We start from the raw sequence: 13,328 nt of genomic DNA, 5'->3' as shown, positions 1-13,328 counted from the left end.
TGGCCCCATGAGGAGCGCGCGGGACGACGACCGACAGGTGCGGCCCACCGACGAGGACGAGGTGGCCGCCGCAGGCAGCGAGCTCATCGGCGGGCCGGCGGGCAAGCGGGCACTGCCCGGTGCGGGGTGGTGGACGCCGGTCCGGGTGATCGTGCTGGTGGCGATCGGGATGTTCGCCCTGGGCATGGTGCAGAAGCTGCCCTGCTACGAGTACGGGTGGTTCTTCGGCGCCACCACGCAGTACACCCACGCCTGCTACTCCGACATCCCGCACCTCTACAGCGGCCGCGGCTTCGACGCGGGCCTGATCCCGTACTTCGACCGCATCCCGCAGGCCCTCTCCGGCGGCATGGACTATCTGGAATATCCGGTCCTCACCGGCCTGTTCATGCAGATCGCTGCCTGGCTCACCCCCGGCGGCGGCACCATCCAGCACCGCGAACAGCTCAACTGGCTGGTCAACGCCGGGATGCTGATGGCCTGCACGGCCGTGATCGTGCTCTGCTCCGCCCGTACGCACCGGCGCCGGCCCTGGGACGCCCTGCTGATCGCGCTCGCCCCCGCCTTCGCCCTCACGGCCACCGTCAACTGGGACCTGTTCGCCGTCGCCCTCACCGCCGGCGCGATGCTGATGTGGTCGCGCGGCAGGCCGGCGCTCGCGGGCATCCTCATCGGCCTGGCCGCCGCCGCGAAGCTCTATCCGCTGCTGTTGCTCGGGCCGCTGTTCGTGCTGTGCCTGCGGGCCGGGCGCATGCGGGCCTTCGCCGTGAGCACCGCCTCCGCCGTCGCCGCCTGGCTTGTGGTGAACCTGCCGGTCATGCTCACACACGACGCCGCGGGCTTCCACATCCGGGAGGGCTGGGCGAAGTTCTACACGTTCAGCCAGGAGCGGCCGATCGACTTCGGCTCGATCTGGCTGCTGATCTCCCAGCGCACGGGCAATCCCCTGGAGGATGCCAACACATACGTGAGCCTGCTGATGATCCTGGGCTGCCTGGCCCTCGTGGCCCTCGGCCTCTACGCACCGAGGCGCCCGCGCTTCGCCCAGCTGGCCTTCCTGGTGGTGGCCCTGTTCGTCCTCACCAACAAGGTCTACTCACCGCAGTACGTGCTGTGGCTCATCCCGCTCGCCGTGCTGGCGCGGCCCAAGTGGCGCGACTTCCTGATCTGGCAGGCCTGCGAGGTGCTCTACTTCCTGGGCATCTGGTCGTACCTCGCCTACACGGGCAGCGGCGACAAGCACCAGGGCCTGCCCACGGAGGGATATCAACTGGCCATCGCCCTGCATCTGCTGGGCACGCTCTACCTCTGCGCGGTCGTCGTGCGCGACGTCCTCATGCCCGAGCGGGACGTCGTCCGGCGCGACGGCTCCGACGACCCCTCGGGCGGCGTCCTCGACGGCGTCCCGGACGTGGTCGCCCTGGGCTCCGCGCACCGGCCGCGGTGCGCGGAGCACTCCGACGTCACGAGCGTCCGGTGGGGATCCGGGAGCCGCCCGTAGGCCGGACGGGGGGTGCCCCCCCCCGGCTGGGATTACTTGTCGACGATCCGGTCGAACGTGGTGGTGGTGTGCCGCAGCTGGGCCTTCAGCTCGTCGCCGACCCGCGGGGTCCTCGCGTCGCTCGGCACGAAGAGGATCGACACCTGCATGTGCGGGGGCTCCGCGAACCAGAGCTGCTTGTTGTCCAAGTAGAACGGCGACTGGTTGCGGTTCATGGTCGCGAGGCCCGCGCGGGCGACGCCCTTGGCGCGCGGCATCATGCCGTGCAGCGCCTTCGGCGCCTCCAGGCCCACGCCGTGCGAGGTGCCGCCCGCCACGACGACGAGGTGGCCGTCACCGCCGGTCTTCTGCTGGCGGTAGCCGAAGCGGTCGCCCTTGGACACGGGCGTCACGTCCAGGACCGCGCCCGTGTAGTGGGTGGCGCCGTGGTCGCCGAGCCACAGCCGGGTGCCGATGCGGGCGCGGAAGCGGGTCTGCGGGTACCGCTGCTGCAGCTGCGCGAGCTCCTCGGCCTTCAGGTGGCTGACGAACATGGTGTGCAGCGGCAGGCGCTCGCGGCCCAGCCGGTCCATCCAGGCGGCCACTTCCTGGACGGCGTCGGAGCCGTCCGTGCGGTCCAGCGGCAGGTGGATGGCGAAGCCCTCCAGGCGCACGTCCTCGATGGCGGCGTGCAGCTTGGGCAGGTCCTCCTCGCTGATGCCGTGCCGCTTCATGGTGCTCATGACCTCGACGACGACGCGGGCGCCGACCAGGCCGCGCACGCCCTCGACCGAGGAGACGGACCGGATGGCCCGGTCCGGCAGCGGCACCGGCTCCTCGCCCAGCCGGAAGGGGGTGAGCACCAGCAGGTCACCGCTGAAGAAGTCCTTGATCCTGGCCGCTTCGTAGGTGGTGCCGACGGCCAGGATGTCCGAGCCGAAGCGGGCGGCCTCGTCGGCCAGCCGCTCGTGGCCGAAGCCGTAGCCATTGCCCTTGCACACCGGGACGATGCCCGGGAACTGCTGGACGACGGTCTGCTGGTGCGCCCGCCAGCGCGCGGTTTCGACGTGGAGCGTGAGCGCCATGGCCGGTCCGGAACCTTTCCCTGTGCCTGCTGGATGCTGTGCGTGCTGAGTGCCCGGGGCCGTGGGGCCCCGGAAGGGACGTCAGCGGCGCGACATGTACATGTCGAGGGCCTTGTGGAGCAGCTTGTTGAGCGGGAAGTCCCACTCGCCCAGGTACTCCGCGGCCTCGCCGCCCGTGCCGACCTTGAACTGGATGAGGCCGAAGAGGTGGTCGCTCTCGTCCAGGGAGTCGCCGATGCCGCGCAGGTCGTAGACGCTGGCGCCCAGGGCGTAGGCGTCGCGGAGCATCCGCCACTGCATGGCGTTGGAGGGCCGGACCTCGCGCTTGTGGTTGGCGGAGGCGCCGTAGGAGTACCAGACGTGCCCGCCGACGATCAGCATCGTGGCCGCGGCGACGGCCTCGCCCTCGTGCACCGCGAAGTACAGCCGCATGCGGTTGGGGTCCTCGGTGTTGAGGGCCGTCCACATGCGCTGGAAGTAGCTCAGCGGGCGCGGGCGGAACTTGTCGCGCTCGGCGGTGATCTCGTACAGGTGCTGCCAGGTGGCCAGGTCCTCGTAGCCGCCCTGGACCACCTCGACGCCGGCCTTCTCGGCCTTCTTGATGTTGCGGCGCCACAGCTGGTTGAAGTTCTTGTGGACGTCCTCGAGCGAGCGGTTCGCCAGGGGCACCTGGAAGACGTACCGCGGCTGGACGTCACCGAAGCCGGCGCCGCCGTCCTCGCCCTGCTGCCAGCCCATCCGGCGCAGCTGGTCGGCGACCTCGAAGGCGCGCGGCTCGATGAAGGTCGCCTCGACGTCGCGCAGGCGCTTGACGTCCGGGTCGGAGATGCCGCCCTTGATCGCGCCCGCGTCCCAGCGGCGGATGACCACCGGCGGGCCCATCTTCACGGAGAAGGCGCCCTGCTGCTTGAGGTGGGCGAGCATCGGCTCGAGCCAGTCCTTGAGGTTCGGCGCGAACCAGTTGATGACCGGGCCCTCGGGCAGGTAGGCGAGGTAGCGCTTGATCTTGGGCAGCTGGCGGTAGAGCACCAGGCCCGCGCCCACGATCTGGCCGTTCCGGTCGAACCAGCCCAGGCTCTCCGAGCGCCACTCCGCCTTGACATCGGCCCACGCCGGCACCTGCATGTGACTGGCCGCGGGCAGGCTCTGGATATAAGCCAGATGCTGCTCTCGGCTGATTGTCCTCAGGGTCAGGCTCATGCGGGGCGCTCCTCGGCAGGTGTGTCCCCAGGGTCGGGGCTCCGGCTCTCGCGGCGAAGCCTACTGCGACAGGGACGCACACCGTTGGGGCGCCCGTTCGGGTGTACGGCCGGGCAGGCCCCGCGCTATCCGATGAGACCTCCGAACAGACCCCCGTGGGCCATGCCGAGGAAGAAGCCGAAGGCGGCCGCGCCCAGCCCGATGATCAGCAGGAAGCGCTCGCCCGTCGTGGCCGAGATGTACTGGCCGTAGGCACCGCTGAAGATGCCGGCCAGTCCGCTCCACGAGCTCAGCAGGTGCAGGTTGTTGAAGGCTGAGGACACGAAGGCCACCAGGCCGAGCACTACCGTCACGGCGACGAAGGTGTTCTCTAGGGGATGCGGCTTGCCGTCGCTGTTGAGCACCGCATTGATCAGCGAGCGGGGGCGGCGTACTGCCTGTGTCATGGGGGCTACCTCCTCCTGAAGGCGACCGGCGCATTGTTGCGCCGGTCACACCCGGTCCGTCCAGATTGCGGGCCCGGACGGCTGGATTTCAACCGGAAGCCGGAGTGCGGGTACTCTGTACGGTCTGCACCGGTGTCTGCCCTGAACCAGCTTCGGTCCTCGGGGGCAACCCAGGGACTGTCCGCTGATTGTCAGTGTCTGCCGATACCGTTGTTCACGCATCACGACCCTCCTGCCACGGAACGACCGTGGCCGCTGAGTCCAAAGGAGGTGGGTTCCACATGCGTCACTACGAGGTGATGGTCATCCTCGACCCCGATCTCGAGGAGCGCGCTGTCTCCCCGCTGATCGAGAACTTCCTCTCCGTCGTCCGTGAGGGCAACGGAAAGGTCGAGAAGGTCGACACCTGGGGCCGTCGTCGTCTCGCGTACGAGATCAAGAAGAAGCCCGAGGGCATCTACTCGGTCATCGACCTGCAGGCCACGCCTGCGGTCGTCAAGGAGCTCGACCGCCAGATGAACCTGAACGAGTCGGTCCTCCGGACCAAGGTCCTCCGTCCCGAGACCCACTGAACCCCAGCGGTTCAGAGGTAATCGGGCTGTAGCTCAACGAGCAGCAAGCAGCCAGCAGCACACCCGCCGAGAGGTTCATCCATGGCAGGCGAGACCGTCATCACGGTCGTCGGCAATCTCGTCGACGACCCCGAGCTGCGCTTCACCCCGTCCGGTGCGGCGGTCGCGAAGTTCCGCGTCGCGTCCACTCCCCGCACCTTCGACCGCCAGACCAACGAGTGGAAGGACGGCGAGAGCCTCTTCCTCACGTGCTCGGTCTGGCGGCAGGCGGCGGAGAACGTCGCCGAGTCGCTCCAGCGCGGCATGCGCGTCATCGTGCAGGGCCGTCTGAAGCAGCGGTCCTACGAGGACCGCGAGGGCGTCAAGCGCACGGTCTACGAGCTCGACGTCGAAGAGGTCGGCGCCAGCCTGAAGAACGCCACGGCGAAGGTCACCAAGACCGCGGGTCGCGGTGGCCAGGGTGGCTACGGCGGTGGCCAGCAGCAGGGCGGCTGGAGCGGTGGCTCCGGCGGCCAGCAGCAGCAGGGCGGCGGCGGTGCTCCCGCCGACGACCCCTGGGCCACCAGCGCGCCGTCCGGCGGCCAGCAGGGCGGCGGCGGAGGTGGCTGGGGCGGCGGCTCCGGCAACTCCGGCGGCTACTCGGACGAGCCGCCCTTCTAAGGGCGAGCAGCACACAAACTTCTTGATCACACAGGAGAGAGACAATGGCGAAGCCCCCGCCGCGCAAGCCTAAGAAGAAGGTCTGCGCATTCTGCAAGGACAAGACCGCTTACGTGGACTACAAGGACACGAACATGCTGCGGAAGTTCATTTCCGACCGCGGCAAGATCCGTGCCCGTCGCGTGACCGGCAACTGCACTCAGCACCAGCGTGACGTCGCCACGGCCGTGAAGAACAGCCGTGAGATGGCGCTGCTGCCCTACACCTCGTCCGCGCGATAAGGGAAGGGTGACCAACTAATGAAGATCATCCTCACCCACGAGGTCTCCGGCCTCGGCACCGCCGGTGACGTCGTCGACGTCAAGGACGGCTACGCCCGCAACTACCTGGTCCCGCGCGGTTTCGCGATCCGCTGGACCAAGGGTGGCGAGCAGGACGTTGCTCAGATCCGCCGCGCTCGCAAGATCCGCGAGATCGCCACGATCGAGCAGGCCAACGAGGTCAAGGGTCGGCTGGAGGGCCTCAAGGTCCGCCTGGCCACCCGCTCCGGCGAGGCCGGCCGCCTGTTCGGCTCCGTGACCCAGGCCGACGTCGCTGCCGCGATCAAGGCTGCCGGTGGCCCGGACGTCGACAAGCGCCGCGTCGAGGTGGGCTCGCCCATCAAGACCCTGGGCGCCCACCAGGTCTCCGTGCGTCTGCACGCCGACGTCGTTGCCAAGCTCGGCATCGAGGTCGTCGCTGCCTGATCACCCACCGGTGATCGGTAGAGCCTGAAGGAGGGCCGTACCCCTGCGGGGGTGCGGCCCTCCTGGCGTTACGTTTCTTCGGCTGTGCTTCTTCGGCAGCTACGTGTCATCAGTAGCTACGTTTCTTCAGCAGCTGCGCTTCTTCAGCGCGTCGCCCCGGTGACTATCCAGCGCCCCGACCGCGCCCGGAGCCACACGGTCACCATGCGGACCGTCATCATCAGCGTCATCGCCCACCACAGGGCCGTCACGCCGCCACCGAACGCGGGGACGAGCAGGGCGGCAGGGGCGAAGGCGGCGAGCACCAGGACCATGGCCCAGGCCAGGTAGGTGCCGTCACCGGCCCCCATCAGCACCCCGTCCAGGACGAAGACCACCCCGGCGACCGGCTGGGACAGGGCGACCACCAGCAGGGCCGGCAGCAGGGCGTCCCGGACGGTGCCGTCGGAGGTGAAGAGCGGGATGAACAGCGGTCGCGCGGCCACCACCAGCACCCCCAGCACCGCGCCGGAGACGATGCCCCACTGCACCATGCGCCGGCAGGCCGCCCGGGCCCCGTCCGCGTCCCCCGCGCCCAGGTAGCGCCCGATGATCGCCTGGCCGGCGATGGCTATGGCGTCGAGGGCGAAGGCCAGCAGGCTCCACAGGCTGAGCACGATCTGGTGGGCGGCGATCTGGGTGTCGCCGAGCCGGGCCGCGACGGCCGTGGCGATCACCAGGACGGCGCGCAGCGAGAGCGTGCGGACGAGCAGCGGGACGCCGGCCCGGGCGCAGGCCCGGATGCCCGCGGCGTCGGGCCGCAGGGAGGCGTCGTGGCGGCGGGCGCCCCGGAGGACCACGGCGAGGTAGACGGCGGTCATGGCCCACTGGGCGATGACCGTGCCCCAGGCGGAGCCGGCGATGCCGAGGCCCGTGCCGTAGACGAGGCCGGCGTTGAGAGCGCCGTTGAGGGCGAAGCCGCCCACGGCCACGTAGAGCGGCGTGCGGGTGTCCTGCAGGCCGCGCAGGACGCCGGTGGCGGCGAGGACGATCAGCATGGCCGGCATGCCGAGCGAGCTGATCCGCAGGTAGGTCGTGGCGTGCGGGGCGGCGGTCGGGGAGGCGCCGAGGAGCTCGACGACCGCGGGGGCGGCGGGCAGGACGGCTGCCACGAGGGCCGCGCCGAGGAGCGCGGCGAGCCAGATGCCGTCCATGCCCTGGCGTATCGCGCCCTTGAGGTCGCCCGCGCCCACGCGCCGGGAGACGGCCGCGGTGGTGGCGTAGGCGAGGAAGACGAAGACGCCGGCGGCGGTGGTGAGCAGGGCCGCGGCGATGCCGAGCCCGGCGAGCTCGGGCGTGCCGAGGTGGCCGACGACGGCGCTGTCGGCCAGGACGAAGAGGGGCTCCGCGACGAGGGCGCCGAAGGCGGGCACGGCCAGCGAGAGGATCTCGCGGTCGTGCCGGCGGGCGGTGCGCGGTGCGCGCGCGGGAGCCTGGGTCATGTCCCCAACCTAATCTTCCACAGGTAATCGGTGCAACTGGATTGGGACCCTTACATTGTGTTGCTCGGTCCGATCTTCTCTGCGCCGTTTGTCGCGATCTTCGACGGTGGGGGAAAGTTTTTCTCCTCAACAGCCGGTGGATGGTGAAACTGCAGGTCAGAGGCGTGTGGCAGGAGGGGTTGTGGGTTTGTCCACAGCGGTTTCCCCCGCCCCGTACACAGGATCCACGGAGTTCTCCACAGGATGGGGCCCGTCATCCACACGGCCTGTGGATAACCAGATTGGCTGACGGTGCCCGCGGGCCTACCGTGGACCGGCGGCCGCCGCCTGTTCCGGAGCCCGATGGGCCCCGGTGGACCCGGCGGGACCGCCCTGAACTCGACGCGCCGGAACCGGAGTCGGGCGGCCTGATTGTCAGAGCCGTGCCGTAAGAAAGAACAGCACGGCAAGGTCCGCTTCGCGGACGGGAGGAGGTGGCGGGATGAGCATCCCCGAGCCCATGGACGACCCCTGGGCGGATGCGGGTCCCGGCGACCGACTCCCCGTCTCCCGTCCCCGCCGCGGCGACGGCCCGGGGCGCGGCGAGCGCCACGACCGCGGCGCGGAGGACGGCTCCTGGTCCCGGGGCGACGGCGGCCAGGGCCGGCCGCCGGAGGCCGCGGGCTTCGAGCGCGTCCCGCCGCAGGACCTGGATGCCGAGCAGTCCGTCCTGGGCGGCATGCTGCTGTCCAAGGACGCCATCGCCGACGTCGTCGAGGTCCTCAAGGGCCACGACTTCTACCGCCCGGCGCACGAGACGATCTACCAGGCCATCCTCGACCTCTACGCCAAGGGCGAGCCGGCCGACCCGATCACCGTCGCCGCCGAGCTCACCAAGCGCGGCGAGATCACCCGCGTCGGCGGCGCGCCGTACCTGCACTCGCTCGTGCAGACGGTCCCCACCGCGGCCAACGCCGAGTACTACGCCGAGATCGTCCACGAGCGCGCCGTCCTGCGCCGCCTGGTCGAGGCCGGCACCCGCATCACCCAGATGGGATACGCGGCCGACGGCGACGTGGACGACATCGTCAACAAGGCCCAGGCCGAGGTCTACGCCGTCACCGAGCAGCGCACCAGCGAGGACTACCTCCCCCTCGGCGACATCATGGAGGGCGCGCTCGACGAGATCGAGGCGATCGGCTCGCGCAGCGGCGAGATGACCGGCGTCCCGACGGGCTTCACCGACCTCGACGCCCTGACGAACGGCCTGCACCCCGGCCAGATGATCGTCATCGCGGCCCGTCCCGCCATGGGTAAGTCCACCCTGGCCCTGGACTTCGCCCGCGCCTGCTCGATCAAGCACAACATGGCCAGCGTGATCTTCTCGCTCGAAATGGGGCGCAACGAGATCGCGATGCGCCTGCTGTCGGCGGAGGCCCGCGTGGCCCTGCACCACATGCGCTCGGGCTCCATGACGGACGAGGACTGGACGCGGCTCGCGCGCCGCATGCCGGACGTCTCCCAGGCCCCGCTGTTCATCGACGACTCGCCGAACCTGTCGATGATGGAGATCCGTGCGAAGTGCCGCCGCCTGAAGCAGCGCAGCGACATCAAGCTCGTCATCATCGACTATCTGCAGCTGATGCAGGCCGGCGGCTCCAAGCGCGCCGAGAGCCGTCAGCAGGAGGTCTCGGACATGTCCCGAAACCTCAAGCTGCTGGCCAAGGAGCTGGAGCTGCCGGTCATCGCGCTGTCACAGCTGAACCGTGGCCCCGAGCAGCGTACGGACAAGAAGCCGATGGTCTCCGACCTGCGTGAATCCGGCTCCATCGAGCAGGACGCGGACATGGTCATCCTGCTCCACCGCGAGGACGCCTACGAGAAGGAGTCGCCCCGCGCGGGCGAGGCGGACATCATCGTCGGCAAGCACCGTAACGGTCCGACGGCCACGATCACGGTGGCCTTCCAGGGCCACTACTCGCGCTTCGTGGACATGGCCCAGACCTGATCTGATCAGTCCAGGGCGGCGCCGAGGTCGCGGAGCAGGCGGGCCTTGGAGCGGGCGCCCACGAGGGTCGTCACGCGCTCGCCCGCGCGGAACAGCACGAGGGTCGGCATGGACAGGACCCCGTAGGCGGCCTGTGTCTGCGGGCTGGTGTCCACGTCCAGCCGGACGATCTTGAGGCGTCCCGCCTCCTCCGCCGCCAGTTCGGCGAGTACGGGCTCGATCATGCGGCAGGGCGGGCACCACGAGGCGGTGAAGTCGACGAGGACGGGCAGCCGCTCGTCGAGGACCTCGGCGGCGAAGGTGTCGTCGGTGACGGTCACGACAGGCGTGGCCGGGGCGTTCGCGGCAGTGGTCATGGCGTGCCGGTTTCCCTTTCGTGTTCGGGTGGCGGGGCGAAGGCGCACAGCGGCGGCGGGCCGCCGGGGACGTCGGCCGCCGCCTCCAGTTCGGCGCGGGCGAGCTGGGATCCCACTTCGGCCCGGATCCGCTGCAGGTCCGCGATGCACTCGTCCAGCTCCGCGAGCTTGCGGCGGTAGACGTCGAGTGAGGCGGGGCAGGAGTCGCCGGCCGGGTGCCCGGCGCGCAGGCAGTCCACGAACGGGCGGGTCTCCTCCAGCCCGAAGCCGAAGTCCTGCAGCGTGCGGATCTGCTGGAGCAGACGCAGGTCTCCGTCGTCGTAGGTGCGGTAGCCGTTGCCCGTGCGGCGGGCGGGCAGGAGCCCGAGTTCCTCGTAGTGCCGCAGCGTGCGGGTGGTGGTGCCCGCCTGCCGGGCCAGTTCCCCGATGCGCATGGCCATGACCGTAAACCTTCACGCTGACGTCAAGTCCAGGGGCGGGACGCTGGTTAGGGTGCGGGCATGATCGACACTCCGTACGAAGACGCTGATCTGTTGCCGGCCACCCGCCGCGCGCTCCTCCACCGCCTCGCCACCGGCCAGTCCGAGGGGCGTGCGCCGTCGATGGCGGGGGCGGTGATGCGGGACGGGCACCTGGTGTGGAGCTCGGGCCGCGGTGAACTGCCCGGCGGGGCACGGGCCGAGGACGTCCAGTACCGCATCGGTTCGATCACCAAGACGTTCGTCGCCGTGCTGGTGATGCGGCTGCGCGACGAGGGGCTGCTGAAGCTGGAGGACAGGCTCGGCGCGCACCTCGACACCCCGGCGGGCGGCGACGCGACCATCGCCCAGCTCCTGTCGCACACCTCGGGGCTCGCGGCAGAGGCGCGCGGGCCGTGGTGGGAGCGCACGGACGGCGCGCTGCGTCCCGAGCTCGGCGATCTCTTCGGCGACCGTCCCCAGCTCCACACCCCCGGGCGGCTGCACCACTACTCCAACCCCGGCTACGCGCTGCTCGGTGCGCTCGTCGAACGGCTCCGGGGGGAGAGCTGGTACGCGGTGCTGCGCCGCGAGGTGCTCGAACCGCTCGGCATGGACCGGACGACGCTCGCACCCGTCGCGCCTCACGCGGACGGCTGGGCCGTGCACCCCTGGGCCGACGTCCTCCTTCCCGAGCCGGCCGTGGACACCGGGCGGATGGCGCCGGCGGGCCAGCTCTGGTCGACGGCAGCCGATCTGTGCCGGTTCGCGGCCTTTCTTCTGAACGGGGACGAGCGGGTGCTTGCGGCGCGGACGCTCGCCGGGATGCGCGCCCCTGAGGGCGGCCCGAAGGACCAGGGCTGGACCACCGGATACGGTCTCGGCCTGCAGGTGGTGCAGCGGGACGGCCGGACGCTCGTGGGGCACATGGGCACCATGCCGGGCTTCGTGGCGATGCTGCTGGCGAGCCCGCGGGACGGGCTGGCGGGCGTGGCGCTCGCCAACCGCACGTCCTGCTTCGAGGCGGGAGGCGTCGCGGCGGACCTGCTGACGACGGTCGCCGATCTCGAACCGCGCCTCCCCGCGCCCTGGCGTCCCCTCACCGAGGCGAAGGACGAGCACCTGGAGCTGACCGGTCCCTGGTACTGGGGCGCCGCGCCGTTCACCCTGCGCTTGGAGGCCGGCGGAGCCCTGGAACTCTTCCCCCTCGGCGCGGGCGGCCGCGCCGCGCGCTTCCGCCCGGAGGCGGACGGCACGTGGACGGGGCTCGACGGCTACTACGCGGGGGAGACGCTGAGGGCCGTACGAAGTACGGCAGGGGACCGGGTGACTCACCTCGACCTCGGCACGTTCGTCTTCACCCGCGAACCCTACGAGGCGGGAGCCCCGGTGCCGGGAGGCGTGGACGCGGAGGGCTGGCGGACGGCGGGGGCCGGAACCGAGGGGATGCCGGAGGAAACAGCGCCGGTCCGATAATCCCTCCGGCCCTGTGGATGACGGTCGGCGCGCAACCGGTTACGGACGTAGGGTCAGGGGGAGATTGGCGGGCGCCGGACACCCGGCGCGACACCCGGAAGGCACTGGCACCGTGACTGCGAACACCGCACCGGACGCACCGGACCTGCTCGACCTCGCGCCCCTGGGCGCCGGTCACTTCGCGCGCATCGAGGACAAGATCGCGTCGCTGATGCGCACGCGCGAGACGGTCGTCACGATGCAGGGAGAGGCGCTGCTGCCGCTGGAGGCCGCGATCCGCTCGGCCGTCCGGCCCGGCAGCACCGCGCTCAACATCATCACCGGCCCGTACGGCGAGACGTTCGGCGGCTGGCTGCGCTCCTGCGGCGCCGAGGTGATCACGATCTCGGCGCCGTTCAGCGGCGCGGTCGGCGCCGAGCAGGTCGCGGAGGCGCTGCGCGCGCACCCCGAGATCGACTTCGTCAGCCTGGTGCACGCCGAGGCGGCCACGGGCAATACCAACCCCGTGGCCGCGATCGGCGAGGTCGTGCGCGCGCACGGCGCGCTGCTGATGCTGGACGCGGTCGCGTCCGTCGGTGCCGAACCGCTCCTCACCGACGAGTGGGGTGTCGACCTGTGCGTCATCGGCGGCCAGAAGGCCATGGCGGGCCCGGCCGGCGTCTCCGTCGTCTCGGTCAGCGCCCGTGCCTGGGAGCGCATCGCCGCCAACGAGCAGGCGCCGCGCCGCTCTTACCTCTCCCTGCTGGACTGGAAGGAGCGCTGGATCGACGGCGGCCGCGCGGCCCTGCCGCACGCCCCCGCGCAGTTGGAGATGCTGGCCCTGGAGCAGGCCGTCGACCGCATCGAAGAGGACGGCCTGGAGGCCGTCATGGCCCGTCACCGCGCTGCTGCCGCCGCCATGCGCGCCGGCGTCCGGGCCCTGGGCGGCCTGTCCCCGTACGTTGTCCGGGATGAGGACGCGGCCCCCGTCGCCACCACCCTGCGCGCCCCTGACGGCAGGGACGCCCGCGATGTGGTGGCAGCCGCCCTGGCGGCCGATGCTTCCGTGCCCGTCCAGGCGGCGGCCGGCCCGCTGGCCAAGGAAATGATCCGCGTCAACCACTACGGCCTCGACGCGGACCGCGAGGTCGTCCTGGCCTCGCTGGCGGCTCTCGGGGAGGGGCTGCGCGCACTGGGCGTGCCGGTCGCGGACGCGGCGGCGGCACTGACCGCGGCAGGGAAGGCGTGGGATGCGGTGATCCCGGGCTGACCCCCGGTTCTTCGGCGTGGCCCAGGGCCGCCGCCGGTGCTGCGCGCACCGGCGGCGGCCCCTTTTCTTTGCGCTCCTTCCTCCGTTCTTTCCTCCCTCTTCTTTTGATTTGCCCCGATATGGCGTGTCGCG

Annotated in this window: 14 protein-coding genes; 8 read left to right on the top strand and 6 right to left on the bottom strand. The window is 70.9% G+C overall.

Features of this window, described 5'->3' with window-relative positions; genetic code table 11:
* Positions 1-7 precede the first annotated feature (7 nt).
* The gene (locus IF61_RS0114705; protein ID WP_030366824.1) at positions 8-1,501 is read left to right on the top strand and encodes a glycosyltransferase family 87 protein; all 1,494 of its coding nucleotides are present in this window, start codon (positions 8-10) and stop codon (positions 1,499-1,501) included.
* Positions 1,502-1,533: 32 nt separating this feature from the next.
* Here IF61_RS0114705 and IF61_RS0114700 read toward each other — a convergent pair whose 3' ends face one another.
* From IF61_RS0114700 to IF61_RS0114690, 3 genes are all read right to left on the bottom strand, one after another.
* Positions 1,534-2,565 (bottom strand): alanine racemase, encoded by a 1,032-nt coding sequence (locus IF61_RS0114700; protein ID WP_030366823.1) that lies wholly within the window; start codon positions 2,563-2,565, stop codon positions 1,534-1,536.
* A gap of 81 nt (positions 2,566-2,646) precedes the next feature.
* Complete coding sequence (locus tag IF61_RS0114695; protein ID WP_030366822.1) at positions 2,647-3,765, bottom strand: lipid II:glycine glycyltransferase FemX; 1,119 nt, start codon at positions 3,763-3,765, stop codon at positions 2,647-2,649.
* 125 nt (positions 3,766-3,890) lie between these two features.
* A complete protein-coding gene (locus IF61_RS0114690) occupies positions 3,891-4,211 on the bottom strand; it encodes a hypothetical protein (RefSeq protein WP_030366821.1) in 321 nt (106 codons plus the stop codon).
* 281 nt (positions 4,212-4,492) lie between these two features.
* Here IF61_RS0114690 and rpsF point away from each other — a divergent pair, with 281 nt between their 5' ends.
* From rpsF to rplI, 4 genes are all read left to right on the top strand, one after another.
* Positions 4,493-4,783: a 30S ribosomal protein S6 gene (gene rpsF, locus IF61_RS0114685; RefSeq protein WP_030366820.1), complete on the top strand. Its 291-nt coding sequence runs from the start codon at positions 4,493-4,495 to the stop codon at positions 4,781-4,783.
* An 81-nt stretch (positions 4,784-4,864) separates the two neighbouring features.
* Positions 4,865-5,443 carry a single-stranded DNA-binding protein gene (locus IF61_RS0114680; protein ID WP_030366819.1) on the top strand — a complete coding sequence of 193 codons (579 nt, stop codon included), beginning with the start codon at positions 4,865-4,867 and terminating at the stop codon, positions 5,441-5,443.
* 44 nt (positions 5,444-5,487) lie between these two features.
* Positions 5,488-5,724, top strand: coding sequence for a 30S ribosomal protein S18 (rpsR, locus tag IF61_RS0114675; RefSeq protein WP_004950692.1), 237 nt, complete (start codon positions 5,488-5,490; stop codon positions 5,722-5,724).
* A gap of 18 nt (positions 5,725-5,742) precedes the next feature.
* The gene (rplI, locus tag IF61_RS0114670) at positions 5,743-6,189 is read left to right on the top strand and encodes a 50S ribosomal protein L9 (protein ID WP_030366818.1); all 447 of its coding nucleotides are present in this window, start codon (positions 5,743-5,745) and stop codon (positions 6,187-6,189) included.
* Positions 6,190-6,332: 143 nt separating this feature from the next.
* Here rplI and IF61_RS0114665 read toward each other — a convergent pair whose 3' ends face one another.
* The gene (locus IF61_RS0114665; RefSeq protein WP_030366817.1) at positions 6,333-7,670 is read right to left on the bottom strand and encodes an MATE family efflux transporter; all 1,338 of its coding nucleotides are present in this window, start codon (positions 7,668-7,670) and stop codon (positions 6,333-6,335) included.
* A gap of 481 nt (positions 7,671-8,151) precedes the next feature.
* On the opposite strand from IF61_RS0114665, the gene dnaB reads away from it, so the two are divergent.
* A complete protein-coding gene (dnaB, locus tag IF61_RS0114660; RefSeq protein ID WP_030366816.1) occupies positions 8,152-9,657 on the top strand; it encodes a replicative DNA helicase in 1,506 nt (501 codons plus the stop codon).
* Positions 9,658-9,662: 5 nt separating this feature from the next.
* Here the strand turns inward: dnaB and trxA are convergent, their stop codons facing one another.
* Both trxA and IF61_RS0114650 read right to left on the bottom strand, forming a co-directional pair.
* Entirely contained in the window at positions 9,663-10,013 is a 351-nt protein-coding gene (gene trxA / locus IF61_RS0114655; protein WP_030366815.1) for a thioredoxin, read from the bottom strand.
* Entirely contained in the window at positions 10,010-10,447 is a 438-nt protein-coding gene (locus IF61_RS0114650) for a MerR family transcriptional regulator (protein ID WP_043189274.1), read from the bottom strand. The genes trxA and IF61_RS0114650 overlap by 4 nt, the downstream gene beginning before the upstream one ends.
* Positions 10,448-10,513: 66 nt before the next feature.
* Here IF61_RS0114650 and IF61_RS0114645 point away from each other — a divergent pair, with 66 nt between their 5' ends.
* Both IF61_RS0114645 and IF61_RS0114640 read left to right on the top strand, forming a co-directional pair.
* On the top strand, positions 10,514-11,947 hold the full coding sequence (locus IF61_RS0114645; protein ID WP_052392695.1) for a serine hydrolase domain-containing protein: 1,434 nt from the start codon (positions 10,514-10,516) through the stop codon (positions 11,945-11,947).
* A gap of 112 nt (positions 11,948-12,059) precedes the next feature.
* Complete coding sequence (locus IF61_RS0114640) at positions 12,060-13,196, top strand: pyridoxal-phosphate-dependent aminotransferase family protein (protein WP_030366812.1); 1,137 nt, start codon at positions 12,060-12,062, stop codon at positions 13,194-13,196.
* The last annotated feature ends 132 nt before the right edge of the window (positions 13,197-13,328 follow it).

This window comes from Streptomyces roseoverticillatus (assembly GCF_000719265.1).
Lineage (GTDB): Bacteria > Actinomycetota > Actinomycetes > Streptomycetales > Streptomycetaceae > Streptomyces > Streptomyces roseoverticillatus.
The sequence above is the reverse complement of the archived record's forward strand: the minus strand, read 5'-3'. Positions and strand labels throughout refer to the sequence as shown.

Bases quoted from the DNA above. Each gene is read 5' to 3' on its own strand.
- IF61_RS0114705 (WP_030366824.1), top strand. From the start codon at position 8: ATGAGGAGCGCGCGGGACGACGACCGACAGGTGCGGCCCACCGACGAG.
- IF61_RS0114700 (WP_030366823.1), bottom strand. From the start codon at position 2,565: ATGGCGCTCACGCTCCACGTCGAAACCGCGCGCTGGCGGGCGCACCAG.
- IF61_RS0114695 (WP_030366822.1), bottom strand. From the start codon at position 3,765: ATGAGCCTGACCCTGAGGACAATCAGCCGAGAGCAGCATCTGGCTTAT.
- IF61_RS0114690 (WP_030366821.1), bottom strand. From the start codon at position 4,211: ATGACACAGGCAGTACGCCGCCCCCGCTCGCTGATCAATGCGGTGCTC.
- rpsF (WP_030366820.1), top strand. From the start codon at position 4,493: ATGCGTCACTACGAGGTGATGGTCATCCTCGACCCCGATCTCGAGGAG.
- IF61_RS0114680 (WP_030366819.1), top strand. From the start codon at position 4,865: ATGGCAGGCGAGACCGTCATCACGGTCGTCGGCAATCTCGTCGACGAC.
- rpsR (WP_004950692.1), top strand. From the start codon at position 5,488: ATGGCGAAGCCCCCGCCGCGCAAGCCTAAGAAGAAGGTCTGCGCATTC.
- rplI (WP_030366818.1), top strand. From the start codon at position 5,743: ATGAAGATCATCCTCACCCACGAGGTCTCCGGCCTCGGCACCGCCGGT.
- IF61_RS0114665 (WP_030366817.1), bottom strand. From the start codon at position 7,670: ATGACCCAGGCTCCCGCGCGCGCACCGCGCACCGCCCGCCGGCACGAC.
- dnaB (WP_030366816.1), top strand. From the start codon at position 8,152: ATGAGCATCCCCGAGCCCATGGACGACCCCTGGGCGGATGCGGGTCCC.
- trxA (WP_030366815.1), bottom strand. From the start codon at position 10,013: ATGACCACTGCCGCGAACGCCCCGGCCACGCCTGTCGTGACCGTCACC.
- IF61_RS0114650 (WP_043189274.1), bottom strand. From the start codon at position 10,447: ATGCGCATCGGGGAACTGGCCCGGCAGGCGGGCACCACCACCCGCACG.
- IF61_RS0114645 (WP_052392695.1), top strand. From the start codon at position 10,514: ATGATCGACACTCCGTACGAAGACGCTGATCTGTTGCCGGCCACCCGC.